Below are 19,626 nucleotides of genomic sequence, written 5' to 3'. Positions count from 1 at the left end.
GACGAGACGGCCGGGCGCGTGGTCCGGGTGGGAGCCTCGGACGGGCGTGCGGTGTCCTACGACTACGACGCGCACGGGCGCCTGGTCGGCTCCCGGGGCGGGGACGACGGCGGGCGCCGCTACGGCTGGGACGAGGACTCCGGGCTGCTGGCCCGGGTGGCGGACGCCGACGGCGTCGTCGAGGTGGACAACACCTATGACGCGCGCGGGCGCGTGGCCACGCAGCGCTCGCCCTTCGGGCGCGTCTCCCGCTACAGCTACCTGCCGGGGCGCGTGACCTGCGTGGCGGACGAGGACGGGACGCGGGCCTCCACCTGGGTGTCGGACAAGCGCGGCAGGATCCTGCAGCAGATCGACTCCGAGGGGCGCGCGCAGCGCACCAGCTGGGACCGGTGGGGAAACCTGGTGGTCACTCGGGACCGCGCGGGCAGGCGGGGCGTGAGCCAGTACGACGAGCGGGGCCGGCAGACGGCCAGTCTCACGCCGTCGGGCGCCCGGCTGGACAGGACCTGGGATGAGGCGGACCGTCTGACCCGCCTGGCTGTCACAATGCCGCAGACCAGCACGACCGGAGGCGCCCCGGATGAGGCCCGCGCCCCGGATGAGGCCCGCGCCCCGGGTGAGGGCGAGCGGACGGTCGCCGTAACCGCCCTGGAGTACGAGGGCGAGGGCCGCAACCCTGTGCGGGTCACCGACCCCCTCGGCGGGGTCACCCGCCTGACCTGGGAGGGCAACCTCCTGACCGGCATGACCGACCCCGAGGGCGTGCACCTGACCCTGGACTACGACGCCCACGGCGACGTGGTGGCGATCACCAATGCCGCGGGGGACGTCTCCCGCCTGGTGCGCGACGAGGCGGGGCGCGTGGTGGAGGCGGTCACGCCCTCGGGGGCGGTCACCCGCTTCGCCTACGACGCCGCGGGCCGCCTGCTGAGCCGCCGCGACCCGGACGGCGCCGTGTGGCGCTGGGAGTACTCGGCGGCCGGGCGGCTGACGGCCGCGGTGGACCCGTTGGGGGCCGTGACGCGGATCGAGCGCGACAGCTCGGGCTCGGAGTCGGCCACGGTGGACCCGCTGGGGCACCGCGTGGAGTCCGAGTGGGACGACCTGGGCAACCTGGCGGCGACCCGCCTGCCGGATGGGCGGCAGTGGTCCTACACCCACGACGCGCTCTCGCGCCTGCGCGCCGTGGTCAATCCCGCCGGCGGGGTCACCGACCTGGACTACGACCCCTTGGGGAACCTGAGCGGCGTGAGCGACCCGGCGGGCGTGCGCCGGGTGCTGTCCCACAGGGCCTCCGGGGCGGTGAGCGTCAGGGACGCGGCGGCCACTGCCCACCTGGACGTGGACGCCCTGGGGCGGCCCGCGGCGCTGGGCGTCACCGCGCCGGGCGCGGCCGCACCGGGCCGGGCGGGGCGGGAAGACCGGGACGCCGACCGCGAGGTGGTGGTGCGCGACCTGTGCGGCCGCATTGTGGAGTCCCTGGACGCCGACGGCGCCCTGACCCGCTACGAGCGCGACCGGGCGGGCCGGGTGGTGCGCCAGGTGGACCCGACCGGGGCGGTGACCGCCTTCGCCTACGACGCCTGCGGACGCCTGTCGGCCCGGACGGGGCCGGGCGGGGCGCGCACCGTCTACACCTACGACGCCGACTCCCGCCTGACCGCCGTGGCCGATCCGTCGGGGCGCACGAGCGTCGCCTACGACGTGTGCGGGCGCGTGTCCGCAGTTCGCTCCCCGTCCCGGGGGCGCACCCGCTTCTCCTACGACCGCTGCGGGCGGGTGCGCTGTGTGCGCTCGGACGCCTGGGGCACCTCGCGCCTGGCCTACGACGAGGCGGGCCGGCTCGTCGCGGTGACGAACCCGCTGGGCGGGGTGACCCGCTACGTCTACGACGACTGCGGCCGCATGGTGGCGGGCACGGACCCGCTGGGGCATGTCACCGCCCGCACCTACGACCCTCTGGACCGGGTGGATGGCCTGACCGATCCGCTGGGCAGGGTCACGCGCGCCGGCTACGACGCGGCCGGGCGCCAGGTCTGGCAGGAGGATGATGCCGGGGAGCGCCTGGAGTGGGGCTACGACGCGGCGGGCGAGGTGGAGCGGGTGCGGGCCTGCGGGCCCGACGGGCGGGAGGTCGCGACGTCCTGGCGCCGGCAGGGGCGGAGCCTGCACGTGGAGGGGCCCGGCGGCCCCATCGAGCTGGTCCACGACCGGGCGGGCCGCCTGGTGGAGCACCGCCGCGGCGGGGTCGTGGTGGGCCGCTGGACCTGGGATGCGGCGGGGCGGCGCATCTCCTTCACGGGCCCTGGCGGGGAGGAGGTCCGGTACGCCTACGACGACGCCGGGCGGCCGGCGCGCGTGGAGGGCACGGCCTTCGGCACGCTGGTCTACGAGCGGGACGGGGCCGGCCGCCTGAGGGAGGTCCGCGGCGAGGGCCTGTCCCAGTGGTGGGGGTACGACGACGCCGGCCGGGTGACGGGCTACCGCGCGGCCCGGCCCGGGCGGGCCGCGCCCGAGGGCCGGCCCGCACGGCCCGGCCCGGGGGCGGGGCGCGACGTCGGCGCCGCCCAGACCCTGGCCTGGGACGGCGCCGGGCGCCTGGTCCGGGCGGGCACCCCGGAGGGGGAGGTGTCCTACACCTACGACGACGCCGGCCAGCTCACCGGCGTGGACGGGCCGGGCGGGCGGGCATCCTACGCCTACGACGTCGCCGGGCGCCTCACGGCGGTCGAGCGCGTCGGGGCCGACGGGGTGAGCCACCGCGAAGTGCTCGCCTACGACGCCGCGGGCCAACTGGTCTCCCGCACCGGCGAGGCCGGGCGGACCCGCTACTTCTACGACGCGGCGGGGCGGCGCGCCCGCGAGTCGGGCCCGGCCGGGGAGCGCACCTACTCCTGGGCGCCCACCGGGCACCTGGTGGGCGTCACCGGTCCCGACGGGGACGGCGTGCAGCGCACCGCGAGTATTGAGCGCGACGCCCTGGGCCTGCCCGTGGCCGTGGACGGCACGGCCGTGTCCTGGGACCTGGCCGGGCCCCTGCCCGCGCCCTGCTCCCTGGGCGGGGAGCCGGTGAGCCTGCTGCCGGGGGCGGGCGCCGTCGGCGACGTCCTGGTGCCCACCGGGGCGCGGGCGGTGCGGTCCGGCCTGGAGGCCGACCCCTGGGGCCTGCCCGCCCTGCTGGCCCGGGACGGCGCGGCGGGGGTGGACGTCTCCGGGGCGCTGCGCGTGGGCGGGCTGGAGCTGCTGGGGGCGCGGGCCTACGACCCCGCCACCATGGCCTTCCTGTCCACCGATCCGCTTACCCACGCCGATGCGGCGCCCTGGGCGGCCAACCCCTACTCCTATGCGGGCAACAACCCCGTGGCCCTGTCCGACCCCCTGGGCCTGAGGCCCCTGACCGACGACGAGCTCAACGCCTACAACGACGCCCACACCGGCTGGCACGCCGCCTGGAGCTGGGTGAAGGACAACAAGGACTACCTCATCGGCGGGGCCCTGGTGATCGCCGGCGGCATCGCCGCGGCCACCGGCTTCGGCGGGCCCCTGGGGATGATGCTCATCGGAGCCGGGGCCGACATGATCATCCAGCGGGCCACCACCGGATCCGTCAACTACATCGAGGTCGTGGTCTCCGGTCTGCTCGGCGCAGCCGGAGGCGCCGGCGGATCAGCCCTGGCCGGGCGACTCGGCCTCAAGGGCGTGTGGGCCGCAGCAGCCTCCGGGGCGGGCGCCGGCGCCCTGCCCGGCGGCACCATGGGCGGCTACAGCTACATGAGCAGCCCGGGCCCCCACACCCCAGCCGGCTTCCTCCAGGCCACAGCCACCGGAACCCTTGAGGGAGGGGTCACCGGTGGCCTTGGAGGTGCCGCAGGCCACGGCCTGACCACCCTAGGCCGCACTGCCCTGGGCAGGCTCCGGCCCACGACGCCACGCCTGTCTCAAGATTGTGTCAATGTGGTGGACGCTGCGAGAACGCAGCATATTCTTTACGGGGACCACGGTTCTCCAACAAATATTCAAGGTCATCTTTGGCCCGGCGACCCAAAGAAGACGCCGTTCCCACGAGACTGGTCTCGCGATCAGATCATGCACAACATCTCCGATATCGCCACCAATCCTGCAACTAGCTGGGAGCAGCAAACCGGACCGACCGGCTCACTCTACACCAACGCCGGAAAACCTTCCCGCTTCAAGGCGGACGAATGGCGAAACGGTATTCAAATCAGAGTGATTTATCAACCAGCAAATGCAGAGGTCATCACCGGGTTTCGGCTGAAGAAACCATGGTACGACAGGGTGTGGCCCTGGACGAAAGGCGAAATATAAATAAAGCACGGCAGAGAGGGGCATGAGACGCAACCCATTCGTAGAGAATAAATTTCTCGATGTTTTAAAACAATCGACAATCGCAGTCACCGATGAAATCCATGAGAGATGAAGAAGTCGAACTCGCATATTGTCTTATTGACCGAGTTGATAATGCCCGGGCATTGAGTCCGTCGGATGTAGGCAGCCTGCTCTATGACATCTCCGAGGGTGAATACGTAATTCCGCTGAAGTGGATATGCGAGGCGATCGATAAGCATGACAGCATTCCTTCGCAGGGAGAGCTGGAGGCGCTGCGCGATCTGGGGCGTCAGCTGGACGTTGACGTTGACAGCTTCTTCCGCTACCTCGATCGCCCGGATGAGACGATTCCGGAGGAGTACCTGGTGTGGACCGACTGGGAGTGCCAGAACATCCTCCTGCCCGAGGGCTGGACACAGGAGGACGCCGACGTCTTCATTCCCACCATGATCAGGTTCGCTCTTCTGCGAAATGAGTGCACGCGGTTGACGGGCGGCTCCTGGGGCCGCTGGCCACGCAATGGGACACCGCCTCTGCACTGGATCATCGCTTATCCCGAGCACATGGAGATCGACATTGTTGCCGACTTGCACCACCGACGAGTAGTAACGCGTAATCGGATGTTTCTTCCGGACACGCCTTACGAGCGGCGGGCCCGCCACCTTCTGCTCCAGGCTGCCAAGATCCCAGACCTGGAATACCGGAACTTCGCACCGGTGCTGAAGCTGATCGGGGCCGGCGAGTGGGAGGTCGCCCTGACCGTCCTGTGCACCCAGCTGTGCGAGACGCGCGCCCCCCTGGGCCCGGACGACCTCGCCGCCATCCATGCCGCCGGGGAGCACCTGCGCATCGACACCGGCGCCCTACTGACCCCGGCCAGCCTCCTGACCAAGAGAATACGAATCAAGAAGATTCCATGATCAGCGCCATAAATATCCTCTCGCTGCCGATGCTCGACAGCCGAAAACACCACCAGTTCACACTATCCTCCCGAGAGGGATTTACTATACTATGAGCGCGATCAGAGCACCGGCGACGACATCATCTGATCGAGAAAGGCGACGTTGGGGTGTACGATTGGGCCGCATGTAGAAGAGAGCTCGGTGGCTAAGGAGGAAAATATGCCTTACATTCCTGACGGGACCGTCGCGGAACTACCGGAACGCGAGTGGCCCAGGCGTCGTCGTCTTTTCAAGTGGAGGCGCCGCGGGGAGCAGCCCCCGTTCGACGTCCCCAGCGTCCACCTCTTTGGCTGGCTCAGCCACCAGGTTTCGTAGTTCTCTGGCCCTACGAGCCCAAGGGATCTTGAGGTGCTGGAAAGAGCGGCGCTAGGTCGGGTGTGGATGACGCGCGGATTTCACCACTGCAGGATGTGCCCACCGCCCGACCACTACAGGTCCACTCCTTACGAAACGACCACCAAGACATACTACCTCGGCTCCGCCTCCCTCATCGTCGCAGACGACGAATGATGACACTCTTCGTCAGGACTGCGTGTAGCGAGTTCCTGGGTGTTGTGCTCCTGGATGCGGTTGTGTGGTGGCGCGTCGCAGTTCTGCCATGCTGAATGACTCCGGGTCGAGGCAGGTGACGTCGATCCTGGTCTCGAAGCACTGGACGAGAATGTCCGTGTCGCAGCGCATCTCGGGCTGGTCCAGGGTCCTGAGTGTGACCACGTGCAGCGGGTAGGGCCAGTAGGTGCAGGAGAGCTGGCCGGTGCGGACGAGGAGAGGGAGATCGGTGTCGAGGCATCCCACCCACGTCCCGTTCCTGTTGATCGTGAGCCACCCCGAGCCGGTGTCCTCCTCGGTCTCCACCCCCATGGTCAGTGACATGATCCAACAGGTCATGGATGCCAGGGAGTGGGACCAGCTCCTGTCCTTGGTGTTCCATGCGGTCCACAGCGGGGCCATAATATCGGTCATTGCCCCCTGCCGGTCAGGCCCTCCCGGTCCTCGCGGCTCGTTCTTGCGCCGCAGGGAGTGTCCTGGTTCCATTGCGTGGTACCATGTCATATTATCTCACCGTTCCAGGTTATCTATAGTATGCTGTAGTTCCTCAGGCTGGTTCTATGCCGGGGCGGCGGGTAGGCCCTGGAGTCCGAGGAGACCTGCTCGCGGTGTCCCGCTTGCGGCGAGCAGGTCCCCACCTGGGGCCCGGGCGTAAGATGACGACGGCTCGTCCGGAGCGCGTGTAGCGTGCTGCCTGGGTGCCGTGCTCTCTGGGCAGTTAGACGGTGGCATACCACAACTCCGTCGCGCTGAAGGAACTCGAGTCAAAAAACGGATTAAACTCGGTCTTGAAGCACTGAATGAGGACATCCATGTCACAGCGCATCTCAGGCCGGTCCGGGGTCCTCAGGACTATCACTTGCAGCGGGTGGGGCCAGTAGGTGCAGGAGAGCTGGTCGGTGCGGATGAGGAGGGGGATGTCGGCGTTGAGGTATCCCACCCACTTCCCGTTCCTGTTGATCGTGAGCCACCCCTCGTCAGGCTCCCAGTCAGTTTCCGTGTTCATGGTCAGCGACATGGTCCACCCCATTATGGATGCGAGTATATGAGACCAGTCGTCACTAGAGTTCCACGCCATCTGCAGCGAATGTTCGATGTTGATCATTTTGCTCCTACTTTTCAGTTAATTCCCTGGTGACCCATGAACCCTTCTCACGCCCCCTCTTGGGTTGCCGCGATACAAGTTAATTACATTTGTCTCCTCTCCCGTTTCTCCGCATGTGCCAACGGTTCCGTTAACTGAAACAACTTTTGCTTTCGGTCCGCGCCACAGTCCGTACTCATCCGCATATGCGGAAGCATCAAGCGTTGCTTTGTCGGCATCTACGTAACTCCACCACTGACTCTTTTTGAGCCAAGGTTTCCATCGGTGTGTAGACGCATTGCGGTTGAGTCAACAGCGTAGGTGCCATTGGTGAGAAAGCCATGACGATCTGTCCAGATACGCGGTGATTTGAATGGTGTTGGTACTGGGGGTTGGGGCCTCAGTTTGCCCAGGACGGTGCGGCCTAGGGCAGTCAGGCTATGGCCTGCTGCGCCTCCAAGGCCACCGGTGACCCCTTCCCTTGAGGGTACCGTAGCCGCGCCCTGACCACCTTCCACACCACCGGACAACGCGACACCGCCCTGAGCTGGACCCCGACGCCATCATGATCCCCGTCACCCTCTAAGCCGGAGGAGTGTGATCGGATTGAGAATTATGTATGTGTCCGGAAATGTCGGGCGCAACAGGAAGTGGAATGGAATCGAGCAGAAGATTAGCCTGTCGGATTTTATCGCGAGATACGAAAAGCACTTCTTAACCGAGGACACCTATGCCGAAGTCGAGACCGGAGGCGAGGCGGGCCGCCTGCTGGCCGCCGGAAGCACCGGAGAGATCGCGGTCATACAGATGATCGACGGAGACAACCGCAGCGCGATCTTCGTCCCGGCAGACGACTCGATGTTCGGTACAGGATGCGAATCAGTTCGCGTCCCCATTATGGAGGACTGCACCGAATACGACTCGTGCTTCGCCATGAGCGCCGAACAAGCATGGCGGACCCTTCTTCATATGATCACCGACGAGCACTACCCGGACAAGCAGTCCTGGTTCTACCTGTGAACCGCCCCGCTTGCCGTCGTGAAAACGAACGACAATCCGCAGGCGGCCTGGGGCGGCACCCCCGGAGAGGAATCGTTCGACATGCTGGTGTGCGCGCCCGGATGGCTGCGAGAGGAGACCGAGCGCCACGGCCCGATCACTGGGTGTCACCTCCTGGTGGTCTGTCTTGAAGCTGCGGGAGGCCATCAGGTTCTCGACCTGCAGGATCGAAGGCGAGCGCGCCGAGGACTGGGCGAGACTCGGCGAGCGCCTGTCGCGGATCGGGTTCCGGGAGCTCGAGGACTATGACTTCTCAACGCCTCTGGGTAGACGACCACGACAGCCTCCCCTCCCCCGAGGAGCTGGAGGCGCTGCGGGACCCGGGCCGCAGGCTGGACGTCGACGTCGGCAGCCTCTTCCGCTACCTGGACCGGCCGGACGAGACGATTCCGGAGGAGTACCTGGCGTGGACCGACACGGAAAGCGCCACTCGCCCCTCAGCGGGGCATCCGGCATTATTCCGCCGACGTCGTCGTCCGCCGCGCCCTGAACCGATCCCGGCGCGGAACCGAACCGATCTCGGCGAAGGTGGGGCGACGGGGAAAGGGCAACGGGGAAAAGGGGCGGGAGGGCGGCCCGCGCGCAGCGCCTACAGGCCGAGGAAGCGGGCGACCGCCTCGCCGCCCGGGTCCGCCCACAGCGCCTCGGGCGCGTCAACGCGCAGCAGGCGCCCGGCCTCCATGACGCCCACCCGGTCGGCCACCGCCCGGGCCTCCCCGTGGTCGTGGGTGACGTACAGGGCGGTCGTGCCCTGCCTGGTCAGAATGTCCCGCAGGTCGACGACCAGCTGCTCGCGCAGCGCCCGGTCGAGCGCACTCAGCGGCTCGTCGAGCAGCAGCAGCCGCGGCTCCGGCGCCAGCGACCGCGCCAGCGCCACGCGCTGCGCCTGCCCGCCCGACAGGGTCGTCACGTCGCGCGGCCCGTAGCCCGGCATGCCGACCAGCTCCAGCATCTCCTCGACGCGGGCCCGCCGCTCCGGGCGCGGCACGCCGGTGAGCCCGTAGGCCACATTGCCGGCCACATCGCGGAAGGGGAAGAGCTGGCCGTCCTGGAACATGAGGCCGAAGCCGCGCTTGTGGACCGGCACGCGCACGACGTCGCGCCCGTCCCACGCGATCGTCCCGCCCGCCAGGTCCTCCAGGCCGGCGACGGCGCGCAGCAGCGAGGACTTCCCGCACCCCGAGGCCCCCAGCAGGGCGACGGTCTGGCCGCGGGCCACGTCGAGATCGACGCCGTCGACGGCGGTGACCGGGGCGCCGCCGCGCGCCCCCCGGTAGACCACCCTCAGGCCGCGCAGGCTCAGGCCCTCCGGCGCCGGCTCGCCGGAGGCCGCGCCGGGCCCGCTGTCTCCGCCGCCCCCGCCGGCCCCGGCGGCCGCGCCGGGCCCGCCGACTCCGGCCGATCCGCCCCCGCCGGCACCGTCCCCGCCGGCCCCGGCCCTCACGTCTCCGCTATCACTCATGGCTCTCCCTTCACTCGCGGTGCAGACGAGCGGTCTGCAACCACTCGCAGACCAGCATGATCGCGGCGGTCCCCAGCGCCAGCACGACGCCGGCCGCCAGCCCCATCCCCTGGTTCTGGTCGCCGGGCGAGCCGATGAGCCGGTAGAGGACCACCGGCAGGGTGGGCGCCTCGGGCCGCGCCAGGAACGACGTCGCCCCGAACTCCCCCAGGCTCGTGGCCAGGGCGAAGCCCGCCGCCAGGCCCCCGGCGCGCAGCAAGTGCGGCCCGTCCACGGTGACCAGCACCCGGCCCGGCCCCGCGCCGAGCGCCGCGGCGGCCTCGCGCTGGCGCGGGTCGATGGCCCGCAGCGCCGGCAGCAGGGTGCGCACCACCAGGGGGACGGCGACGACGGCCTGCGCCAGCGGGATGATCCACCAGCTGCGGGTCAGCGCCAGCGGCGGGCGGGTGAGGGTGATGAGGAAGCCGAACCCGACCGTCACGGCGCTCACCCCCAGCGGCAGCATGAAGACGGCGTCGAGCGCCCCCACCCCGCGGGCCAGCAGCCGGCTGCGGGGGCGGCGCGAGACGGCCAGGCTCACGGCCGCGCCCACGGCCAGGGCGATGAGCGCGGCGACGGCGGCCGTGCGCAGCGAGCTCGCCGCGGCCTCCCACACGGTGACCGTCAGGGCGTTGCGGCCGCCGGTGGTCGACAGGTCCGTGTAGTTCGCCGTCGTCCACCGCCCCGCGCGCCGCAGGGAGCGCGCGACCAGGACGGCGACCGGCCCGACGAGCAGGCCAGCCACGACCGCCAGCGTCAGGGCCAGCGCGGGCAGGTCGCCGCCGCGCAGCGGGCGCGCGGGCACGTCCAGGCGCAGGGCCAGGCGCGCCTGGGAGGCGCGGCGCGCCCGCTCGACCGCCCACAGGGCGACGGCGACGACGACCAGCTGGACGACCGACAGGACCGCCGCGTCCCGCAGCTTGAGGTACTGGGCGGTCAGGATGTAGATCTCGGTCTCGATGGTGCCCGTGCCGGTCCCGCCCAGGACCAGGACGACGCCGTAGGCGGTGGCGCACAGCAGGAAGGTGATCGAGGCGGCCGAGGCGATGGCGGGCGCCAGGCTGGGCAGGGTGACGGTGCGCCAGGCCCGCCACGGCGAGGCCCCCAGCGCCCGTGCGGCCTCAACGGCGCGCGGGTCGAGCCGTGACCACATGGTGCCCACGGTGCGCACCACCAGGCCGTAGTTGAAGAAGACCATGGCGGCCACGACCGCCGTCGTCGTCCCGTCCAGTCCGGCCCCGCCCAGGGGCCCGCCGGTGGTGACCAGGGCGTGGAAGGCGACGCCGACGACAACACCGGGCAGCACGAAGGGCACGATGACGACGGCGCGCAGCAGGTCGCGGCCGGGGAAGCTGCGCCGGTAGAGCACGGCCGCCCCGGGCACGCCCAGCACGACGCAGGCCGCGGTGGCGGCGGTGGCCTGGATAAGGGTGGCGCGGATGATCCGCCAGGTGCGCGCCCGGCCCAGGACCTCGACGAAGCCGGACAGGTCGAGGCGGCCGTCGGGGGCCAGGCCGCGGGCGACCAGGGCCGCCACCGGCCAGGCGAAGAAGACGGCGAGGAAGACCAGGGGCAGTCCGACGGCGAGGGCCCAGGCGGTGCGCTCCCCCGCCCCCGGCCGCGGGCCTCGCGCCGGGGGCGCAGCCGGGGCAGCGGGCGCAGTGTCCGCCGCCGCCGCGGCCATCGCCGCCGCCGCCGAGATCGGTCCGGTTCCGCGCCGAGATCGGTTCACTTCCGCACCGAGATCGGTCGAGTTCCGCGCCGAGAATGGTTCGGGCCGACGGCGCGGCCCGTCCGGGCGGGCCGCCTCCCGGGTGCGCCGCGCGCGCAGGCTCCTCAACCGGCTGCCCAGCCAGCCGCCCAGCGGGCCCCTCACGCGCCGACGGCCTCCGTCCAGGTCTCCAGCCAGGCCTCGCGGTTGGCGGCGATGTCGTCGGCGGCGACGGTCACCGGCTTGTCGGAGGCGGCGCCGAACTTCTTGATCTCCTCGCTCAGCACGGCGTCGGGGCTGACCGGGTACATGTACATGCTCTCGGGGATGGAGCTCTGGACGTCGGCCGACAGCATCCACGTCAGGAAGGCCTTGGCGCCATCGGGGTTGGCGGCCCCGGCGAGGACGCCGGCGTACTCGACCTGGCGGATGGCCGTGGCCGGCAGCGCGGCGGTGGTCGAGGCCGAGCCGTCCTCGGTCAGGGTCGCGGCGGGCGAGGAGGAGTAGGACACGACGATCGGGTAGGCGCCGCCCTTCCCGCCGCCGGAGAAGTCGGTGTAGTAGGCATCGGTCCAGCCCTTGTCGACCCGCATGCCGTTGGCGGCGAGCTGCTTCCAGTAGTCGGCGAAGCCGCCGGTCTCCGCCGTGCCGAAGTGCGCGACGGTCGCCAGCAGGAAGGCCAGGCCGGTGGAGGATGTCGAGGGGTTGATGGCGACGAACCGGTCCTTGTGCTCGGCCTTGGCCAGGTCCTCGAAGGCGGTGGGCGGGGTGGCGCCGTGCGCGGCGAACCAGGCGGTGTCGACATTGATGCTGACCTCGCCGAAGTCGATGGGGGTCAGCGCCGGGGTGCCGTCGATGACGTACTGGTCGGCGCCCTCGGGCAGGTCGACGGCGACGGAGGTGTCGAGGACCCCCTCGTCCAGGATGCGGGAGGCGAAGGAGTTGTCCACGCCGAAGAAGGCGTCGCCCAGCGGCGCGTCCTTGGTCAGGACGAGCTTGTTGGTCAGCTCCCCGGCGTCCCCGGAGGCGACCGTCTTCAGGGTGTAGCCGGTGTCCTCCTTGAAGGCGGTGATGAGGTCGTCGGGCACGGAGAAGGAGTCGTGGGTGACGACGGTGACGGTGTCGCCGGCCGAGCCCGAGCCGCCGGAGCCCTTGGAGCCGCAGGCCGCGAGCGCCAGGCCGACGGCGGTGGCCGCGGAGCCGGCCAGCAGGGTGCGGCGGGACGTCCGGGTGCGGCGCGGAAGCGAGGCGCGGCGCGGGGACCATGCGCGGTCGGGCAGTGCACTGGTGAAATGGGTGGTCATGGTTCCTCCTGGATGGGTGCCGGGAGGGCCCGGGCGCGACGGGCCGGTGTCCGCGCGCCCGGGGAGATTCGACTCGACTTCCTTCGCCGGTGCTAACCGGAGCAGGTTCGAGGGTCTGCGGTCGCCCGCACTCTCAGCGCCGCTGCCGCCGGTGCGGGGCGGCTCGGGCCCCGGGGCCGACGTCGGGGCGCTCCCCTGTCGCAGGGGCAAGCCTAGATGATCGGTTCCCAGGTGGTCGATTCTGGAGTCCTCACGCTGGAGCCGGACCGATCCCGGCGGGCGCCCGCTGTCGGAGCTCCATCGGCACTCCGAGACTCTCCGAGACTTTCCGAAACCTCCAGGAGGCCGGCCTCGGCCGGAAAAGGCGGCGCGGCAAGCAGTCGGCCGGTGCCCGGCCGGTGCCCGCGAGCGCCGGAGCGGGGATGTTGCACATTCGTTTGCGACCCGTGCTGAACAGAACCGCGGAATCGCGCGGGAACGGAATCTCAACAAGCACCGGCGCGCCTCTCCCATGTGCACAGACCCCCTCGGCGCACATGGGAGCCCGTCAACTAATCTTGACGGCTTTCGCATATCCGCAGAATTCCAACGAAAGATCGCATTGGCTCCGTAAAGTTCCCGCTCTCCCATGTGCAGCCCGGCCCCGTACCCACCCGAACAGCCTCGACCGATCTCGGCAGAGGGGGCGTCGGAATCAGCCTTGACGCCTCAGGAACTCACGCTCGTCCTCGGCGTCGGCGACGTTCTCCCTCCAGAAGGTGGACAGCTTCGGCGCCTCGGTGAGAACAGCCTCGAGCAGGGCCGTCAGCTGCCGGTCGGTCATTCCGGGACGCTCGAGCCAGCAGGCGTAGCCCTCGACCCCGAGCGGAGCATCGGCGCCCGTCCCCAGACCTGCACCGGGCTCGCCCCTGTACCTGCCATCTGCCGGCCCCGCCCCGGTGACCCGTACGGCCAGGGCGCTGAAACCCTGATTCCAGGCTCTGGCGACCACAAGCGCGGTGGAGGTCTGATCGTCGTCCGGGGCGGGCACGGTGAGGTCGTCGAAACGGCAGACGACGTCCAGCCGCTGATCCGTGGTGCTGATCGTCAGCGTGCTCCCGTCGAGCCGGGCGACGAGGCGCTCGTTGTCCTCGGGGTCGGCGGCCGGCTGCACGCCGAGCCCCTCCAGGAGGGCCGCCACGCGCTGCGCCATCCGCGTCCGCCTGTTCTCGGGCCGGTTCCGAGACTCGTGAGAATCCCGCAACAACTTGTTCTCGAACGCCGCCCCGTCCCTGTCCCGGCGCAGAAGACGTTCGAGCTCGCCGGCGAGCTCCTCCCGGGACGTTCCCCGGTCGCGGAGCTGCTTGTTCAGCACTCGGGCGAGCCCCGCATCGATGCCGATCTCCTCCGGATCCAGCCCGGCGCGCGTCACGCACTCACCCGCGCGTCCGATCAGCTCGGCCGCCTTGTCGGAGTCCGCGTACATGAGCCCCTCGGCCTGCGCCATGTACCGCTTGGCGGTGGCGATGACCGCATCGGGGCTGGTCTCGCCGTAGAGGTCGATGCCCACTCTCTTCGCGATCTCGTCGAACCTGCTCTCCGGGAGCACGTTCTCCAGGTAGTCGAACATCTCGCGGCTGCTGTCAACGGCGTCCCGCAGGTGGAAGACGAGCTGCGCGTCCGTCACCCCGCCCCCGAGAGGCACGCTCAGGACGCCACTGAGCTGCAGCAGGACGTCCTCATCGACGACGACGCTGGCAGCCGGGACGCCCAGACGACGGTTCCAGGTGTTGACAACGACCCCCATCACCCCCTCGAGCGCCGAGGGGGCCCGCGGCGCCCACTGGACCACAAGCCTGAGACAGTCGTTGTCCACCATGAACACGCCCCTGCTGCTGCCGAGGCTCACCCAGACCGACTTGTCGGGCGCCACCGCGTAGTCCTGGCCGAAGACTTCGGCCGCCGCCCGCTCCAGGCGCTTGGGGGTCAGCCGGGCGGGCGTGCCGCCGCTGTGGGACCGGGTGCCTGTCTTCTGCTTCCTGCTGCGTCGTGCCAAGGGTTCCTCCAGACGGTTGCGGAGCCTCACAGTCTCACGGCGCCCCCGCACTGTCGAGATAGACATTTTCGTACGAGGTCGGCGGTGACACCGTCTATCTCGTCCTAAAATGTCTATCTCGACGCCGGGAGCCGCGCACGCCGCCGTCGGCCCACGAATCGAAGAACGGAGCCATAATGTCCGACAGCAAGAACGACTTCGCCTGGGCGGCCGCCTCGGCCCTGATCCTGCTGGCCTCCAGCATTGTCGCCGAGAAGGTTGTCGCCGCCGGCTGGAAGGCCGCCACCGGGCGGCCCGCGCCCCAGGACGACGACCAGGTGCTGAACTACCGGCTCGGCGAGGTCGTCGCCTTCGCGGTCGTCTCGGGTGCGGCCATGTCCCTCACGCGCCAGCTCACCCTGCGCCAGGCCGCCAGGTGGCGCAGCAGGCGCAGCCTGAGCCGTTCGGACGGCGGGCGCCCCGGGGCCCTGGAGGCCTGAGCCGGGGACGACGCCGGGGCCGGCCCGCCCGCCCTGCTCCTCGGCGACATCGACATGCCCCTGCGCGGAGTAGGTGCCGCTGCTGGTCGTCTGGTCGCCGTCGCCCGCGTAGGTCCATTTGATCTGCATGTCGGTGCCGCTGATCTCAATGGCGTTGATGCGCCCGCGCTCGCCCTCGGTGCCGCTCAGGTCGACCCAGGCCACGAGGTTGAAGGCGTCGTCCCACACCACTACCGCATCGGGCCAGGACATATGCCTCTCGGAGCGGGCCGCGCCCTCCTGCTGCTCGCACGACACCGCGGCGGCGATAGCGGCGGAGGGGTCCGTGCCAATGGCCAGGACGTCCGACGACGACGCGCTGGTCACCGCCGACAGGACGTCCTTCCGGAGGCTCACCCGCCCTCCCTGCGCGCCGGCGTCGGGCAGGCTGCCGTTGATCAGACGGCCGCCGGCGGAGTGGTCGCACAGCGCGGGGACCTCCGCGTTCAGCAGCCCGTAGGGATCGACCGTCGTCCCCGCGGAGCTCGCCGTCGTGCTCTGCCCGCCCGACACGCCGCGCCCGCCCGACCCGCCCTGGTCGCCCGACACGCCCGTGCAGGACGCGAGCAGGCAGCAGGCCGCGAGCGCCCTCAGTACGGTCAGCGCCCTCGACGCCGTCGTGCGCCGCACTCCCATCAGGAGAGCCCCTCGCGGACGGCGGCGCGCAGGCGGTGCCCCTTGGGCAGGGTGCGGGCCGCGTCGATCCAGGCCCGCCGGCCCTCCTGGGTGGAGACCGACCGCACGCTGGCGGAGATGACCGGGGCGAGGTCCTCGTCGAGGTCCCGCAGCGGCCGCGGCGCCCCCAGGGTGACATCGACCCAGCGGTTGTGGCCCGAGATGACCGTGCCGCCGGACAGCAGCCCCCCGGCGTCGGGGGTGAGGACGACGGCGAGCTCCAGCTCCTCGCCCTCGCCGCCCTCGCCGTCGGCGGCGCTTCTGAGCATGGCGACATCCAGGTTGCGGGCGATCCTCGGGTCCGCGGTCACGGTGACGACGACGCGCGAGGCGGTGAGGCCGACCACGTGCAGCTCGAGGTCCCCGACGCGGTTGCGCCCCTCGACCGACGTCGTCGTGTGCTCGGCGGCGGCGAGCACGAAGCGGTCCAGGCGGACCCGCGGCCCGGCGAAGGCGGCCCCGGCGTCGGAGTCCCCGGGCTCGGCAGCGGACTCCGCGGCCCCGGCGGCGGGCCCGGCAGACGCAGCCCCCGGAGCCGCCGGCCCCCTCGGGTCCTCGGCCGTGACGAGCTCGCCGAGCCAGGGCAGCCCGGCGTCGAAGACCTCCGGCACGAGCTCGGCGGGCAGCTCCTGCGGGATGTCGTCGAGCCCGCGCCGCCAGGCCCACTGGGTCGCCACCTCCTGCTCGGCGCGCATCGCCTCCCGGCGCGCCCCGAGCCGCGGCGGCCCCGGCCGGGGCACGCTCACGACGTCGACGCACTCGACGCGCGCCGTCCCCTCCAGGGCGGCCTCCCCTACCATGCGGTCCCCGCGCCGGGTGAGCGCGACGAGCAGCGGAGCCCGCACCCCCTCCAGGCAGACCCGGGCGGTGCAGCGCGGAATGCGGCGCCCCGGGGGCAGCCCGGGGGCCAGGGGCGCCTCGATGAGGAGCCCGCGAGCGCCGTCGCGCTCGTAGACATCGCGGCGCACGGCGCCGGTGCGGGTGTCGAAGAGGGCGCGGGCGTTGTTCCCCCAGTCGATGGTGTCCCGCTCGTCCCACACCCCGCTCCCGCCGGCGGGCCCGCGCGGGGCCTCGGTCCACACTGCGCCCAGGCCGGACGGCGCGGGCACGGCGGGCCCCTGCGCCCGGGGCCCCGCAGGCGGCGCGGGCACGACGTCGAAGCCGGCGTCGAGCCTGTCGGCCAGGGCCCCCAGCTCTGCGAGCCGCGCCTCGTCGCCGTGCTCCTCGGCCTCCTCACAGGCCAGGGCGAGGTCCGCGGAGAGCACCGTGCGCAGCCGGTCGGCCACCCGGGAGCCGGCGCCGCGCTCCAGGACGTCCTGGCACACGGCGCGCAGACCCCTCCGGGAGCGCCGCAGCAGGTGGCGGGCCAGGGCGCTGTCGGCGAAGCAGGGGGCGAGCTCGGGGGCCGCGGCCAGGGCCGCCGTCTCAAGGTCGATCAGCGTCCGGTCGGGGGTCGCCCAGGGGCGGCCGTCGTCCGGGGAGGGCCAGTAGCGGCGCATCCAGGTTCCCACCGCCAGGCGGTGGAGGGCCCGGGCGGCGGCGGTGGGGCGCCGGCGCCAGTCGGTCCGGAGCGTCTGGACGGTCCCGGCGGCGGGGTCTCCGGCGAGCGCCCGCTCCGCGGCCGAGGCGACGGACGGGCCGTAGACGGCCTCCACCCAGGCGGGGACGGTGCCGGTCACGATCGTGGCCCCGATGTAGGCCGGGGCGGCAGCGGCGGCGGGGCCCATGCCCAGGTCGCAGAAGACGGAGCCCCCGTCCACCGGCAGCGACGGGCACCCGAGGCTCTCGGCCGGCTCGCGCCCGTCCGGGCAGATGAGCACGCCGTACTCGTCCCGCCGGACGATCACCCTATCCGGCCCCTCGTCCGCCGCACCGGGGGGCGGGGGCGCGCTCGACGGCGGCGGGGGCGGGACCGGGGGCGATGGCGGGGCCGCCCCCGAGGGCGGTGGAGGCGGGACTGGCCCCGACGGCGGTGGCGAGATCGGGGGCGGTGGCGGGGGCGAGCCCGGCGGCGGCGCGGCCGGAGAAGAAGCCCCGGCCGGAGGCGGCGGGGGCGGGACCGGACGGCTCATGACCGCTCACCTCCGTACACGACGGCGGTCTCGTCAGCGTCCTCGCGGCCCTTCTCGATCCATCTGTTGACGTCTTTCAGTATCAGGGAGAACTTGCTGACCATTGTGCTCCACGTCCAGGTTCGGTCGCGCTTGATGAACTCCCAGTAGTGGAGTCGGCTCCACAGGGTGCGCGCAAAGCGCGGAGGAATCCGCTGCGCCAGGTCCTGGGCCCGGAGCGAGCCGAGGCTGAGGGTGCTCGCGGACCAGGGGTCGTCGAGGTCCTCGTCCTCGTCGTCGTAGATGACCGAGCTCGAGGCCTCCAGCGCGTATCTCATTGTCGGCAGCGCCTCCCAGCAGTGGAAGGAGAGAATGCCGGCCAGCCCGCCGCACGGGGCGGGCGAGTAGTCGTGCAGGCGGCGCGCGGCGACATTGTTGCGCCTCTCGATGTCGCCCGGCACGAGGGCGGACGACATCATGCCCTCGAGGAGAACGGCCCGATCGGTCCGGTCCCCCAGCCCGGACCAGTGGCCGCACCGCGACGCCTCGTCGGCCAGAGTCCCTCTCAGGGCCCTGCGGCTGACGGCCCCGCGCATGCAGCGCCGGACCCGCCCCATGAAGTCGAGCTCGAGGACGGCGGTTCCCGCTGTGTCGTCGGCAATACCGGCAATACCGGCAATACCGGCAATACCGGCATTGTCGGCATTGTCGGCGCACTCGGCCTGGTCGGCGTCGCGCCGGGCCCGCGGGGCGTCGATCCGCCCGAACGGCACGCGTCGGCTCAAGGACGAGGCCTCGGCCTTATCGACCAGCAGCTGTTCCGCCTGAAGCTCGAGACCCGCCTCCATCTGCGCGACGCGGGCGCGCACGCCGTCGTCGTCGGCGTCGGCGTCGGGCTCGATGAGTCGCCGGGCCTCGTCCCACGCCCTTTCCATCCCCCCGTCAGCGCTCCGGTTCTGGCAGGCCACGGCCCAGAACGCGTCCAGCACCGGCGGGCCGCCGGCCGCCGCGCCCACGCTCCCCGCCCCCTCCCGGCCCGGGGGCGCGACCCAGCGGGACAGAGCGCCGTCGAGCTCGTCGTGGATCTCCTGGTCGCCCACGAGCTCGATAACGTCGCCGACCGTCGCCTTGTCAGCCACCAGGACGAGCATATTGATGAGGCACTCGCGCAGTGCGGACCGGTCGATGCCACTGTCCCACGGCTCGAGCCTCTCGTCGGCCACAGCCCGCCAGACCTCGGGAAGCAGGCGCCTGCGCAGCTCCTGCCTGGGGAGCCGGCGGTCGGTCTCCAGGGCCTCGCGGAAATCGGCGGCTTCCTCGTCCTCGTAGTAAAGACCGACGAATGCGGTCGCCCAGCCCAGGCAGCTGAGGATGCTGTCCCGCTGGGAGTCGATAGCCTCGCCGATGCGCGCCGCCTCCGCGGCGGCGACCGAGTGGCGCTCGACCATCCGCGCCCTGGTCGCCAGCCCGCGGGAGTCGAGGATGTCGCCGAGGAACGCCGACCACACATCCTGGCTGGGGAGCCCGACCCTTGCGCCCGACTTGGGCGACCGGCCCCGCCGCTGCAGGCCGATGGTCCACATCCTGACGTCGTCCTCGGCCTGCTCAAGCAGCGATCCCCACGCCGAGCGCAGCACGTTGTCAAGCCTGCTCACCTCCGCGGTGCGCCGCTGATGCCCTCGGTCGGACACGAACTCCGGACTCATCCCCACCCCCGGGCACTCACAGGGTCCCAGCGCCATGTTATGGCATCTCATTGACTGCCGGTACCTCCTCTTCCGGGATGGGGTCGGCCCGCCGCGCCGAACCGGGCCTGCGCCCCGGTGA

General features: G+C 71.3%; 13 protein-coding genes. 4 read left to right on the top strand and 9 right to left on the bottom strand.

Annotation, left to right across the window (positions count from 1 at the left end; all coding sequences use genetic code 11):
- Positions 1-51: 51 nt before the first annotated feature.
- Complete coding sequence (locus AIF0345_RS01105; protein ID WP_404975961.1) at positions 52-4,329, top strand: RHS repeat-associated core domain-containing protein; 4,278 nt, start codon at positions 52-54, stop codon at positions 4,327-4,329.
- Between the two features lie 101 nt (positions 4,330-4,430).
- Positions 4,431-5,270 carry a hypothetical protein gene (locus AIF0345_RS01100; protein ID WP_268918753.1) on the top strand — a complete coding sequence of 280 codons (840 nt, stop codon included), beginning with the start codon at positions 4,431-4,433 and terminating at the stop codon, positions 5,268-5,270.
- Between the two features lie 564 nt (positions 5,271-5,834).
- Here the strand turns inward: AIF0345_RS01100 and AIF0345_RS01095 are convergent.
- Complete coding sequence (locus AIF0345_RS01095; RefSeq protein WP_268918752.1) at positions 5,835-6,275, bottom strand: hypothetical protein; 441 nt, start codon at positions 6,273-6,275, stop codon at positions 5,835-5,837.
- A gap of 304 nt (positions 6,276-6,579) precedes the next feature.
- Complete coding sequence (locus AIF0345_RS01090) at positions 6,580-6,966, bottom strand: hypothetical protein (RefSeq protein ID WP_268918751.1); 387 nt, start codon at positions 6,964-6,966, stop codon at positions 6,580-6,582.
- A 600-nt stretch (positions 6,967-7,566) separates the two neighbouring features.
- Here AIF0345_RS01090 and AIF0345_RS01085 point away from each other — a divergent pair.
- Positions 7,567-7,965 carry a hypothetical protein gene (locus AIF0345_RS01085; RefSeq protein WP_268918750.1) on the top strand — a complete coding sequence of 133 codons (399 nt, stop codon included), beginning with the start codon at positions 7,567-7,569 and terminating at the stop codon, positions 7,963-7,965.
- A 628-nt stretch (positions 7,966-8,593) separates the two neighbouring features.
- On the opposite strand, the gene AIF0345_RS01080 is transcribed toward AIF0345_RS01085, so the two are convergent.
- The 4 genes from AIF0345_RS01080 to AIF0345_RS01065 form a co-directional block, all read right to left on the bottom strand.
- Positions 8,594-9,466, bottom strand: coding sequence for an ABC transporter ATP-binding protein (locus AIF0345_RS01080; RefSeq protein WP_229118491.1), 873 nt, complete (start codon positions 9,464-9,466; stop codon positions 8,594-8,596).
- A gap of 10 nt (positions 9,467-9,476) precedes the next feature.
- Positions 9,477-11,189 carry an ABC transporter permease gene (locus tag AIF0345_RS01075; RefSeq protein WP_268918309.1) on the bottom strand — a complete coding sequence of 571 codons (1,713 nt, stop codon included), beginning with the start codon at positions 11,187-11,189 and terminating at the stop codon, positions 9,477-9,479.
- Between the two features lie 188 nt (positions 11,190-11,377).
- On the bottom strand, positions 11,378-12,520 hold the full coding sequence (locus tag AIF0345_RS01070) for a thiamine ABC transporter substrate-binding protein (RefSeq protein ID WP_285296879.1): 1,143 nt from the start codon (positions 12,518-12,520) through the stop codon (positions 11,378-11,380).
- Between the two features lie 694 nt (positions 12,521-13,214).
- Positions 13,215-14,555, bottom strand: a complete 1,341-nt coding sequence (locus AIF0345_RS01065) for a YbjN domain-containing protein (RefSeq protein WP_268918308.1) — start codon at positions 14,553-14,555, stop codon at positions 13,215-13,217.
- A 176-nt stretch (positions 14,556-14,731) separates the two neighbouring features.
- On the opposite strand from AIF0345_RS01065, the gene AIF0345_RS01060 reads away from it, so the two are divergent.
- Entirely contained in the window at positions 14,732-15,034 is a 303-nt protein-coding gene (locus tag AIF0345_RS01060) for a DUF4235 domain-containing protein (RefSeq protein ID WP_043562555.1), read from the top strand.
- A 674-nt stretch (positions 15,035-15,708) separates the two neighbouring features.
- On the opposite strand, the gene AIF0345_RS01055 is transcribed toward AIF0345_RS01060, so the two are convergent.
- The 3 genes from AIF0345_RS01055 to AIF0345_RS01045 are packed head-to-tail and all read right to left on the bottom strand — an operon-like array spanning position 15,709 to position 19,454.
- Positions 15,709-17,595, bottom strand: a complete 1,887-nt coding sequence (locus tag AIF0345_RS01055) for a hypothetical protein (protein ID WP_268918307.1) — start codon at positions 17,593-17,595, stop codon at positions 15,709-15,711.
- A 1-nt stretch (position 17,596) separates the two neighbouring features.
- On the bottom strand, positions 17,597-17,830 hold the full coding sequence (locus AIF0345_RS01050) for a hypothetical protein (RefSeq protein WP_268918306.1): 234 nt from the start codon (positions 17,828-17,830) through the stop codon (positions 17,597-17,599).
- A complete protein-coding gene (locus AIF0345_RS01045) occupies positions 17,817-19,454 on the bottom strand; it encodes a hypothetical protein (RefSeq protein WP_285296878.1) in 1,638 nt (545 codons plus the stop codon). The genes AIF0345_RS01050 and AIF0345_RS01045 overlap by 14 nt, the downstream gene beginning before the upstream one ends.
- Positions 19,455-19,626 lie beyond the last annotated feature (172 nt).

Origin of the sequence: Actinomyces israelii, from assembly GCF_030253495.1 — a bacterium.
Taxonomy (GTDB): Bacteria; Actinomycetota; Actinomycetes; order Actinomycetales; family Actinomycetaceae; genus Actinomyces; species Actinomyces israelii.
Note: the sequence above shows the minus strand (reverse complement) of the source record. Positions and strands in the feature narration are given on the sequence as shown.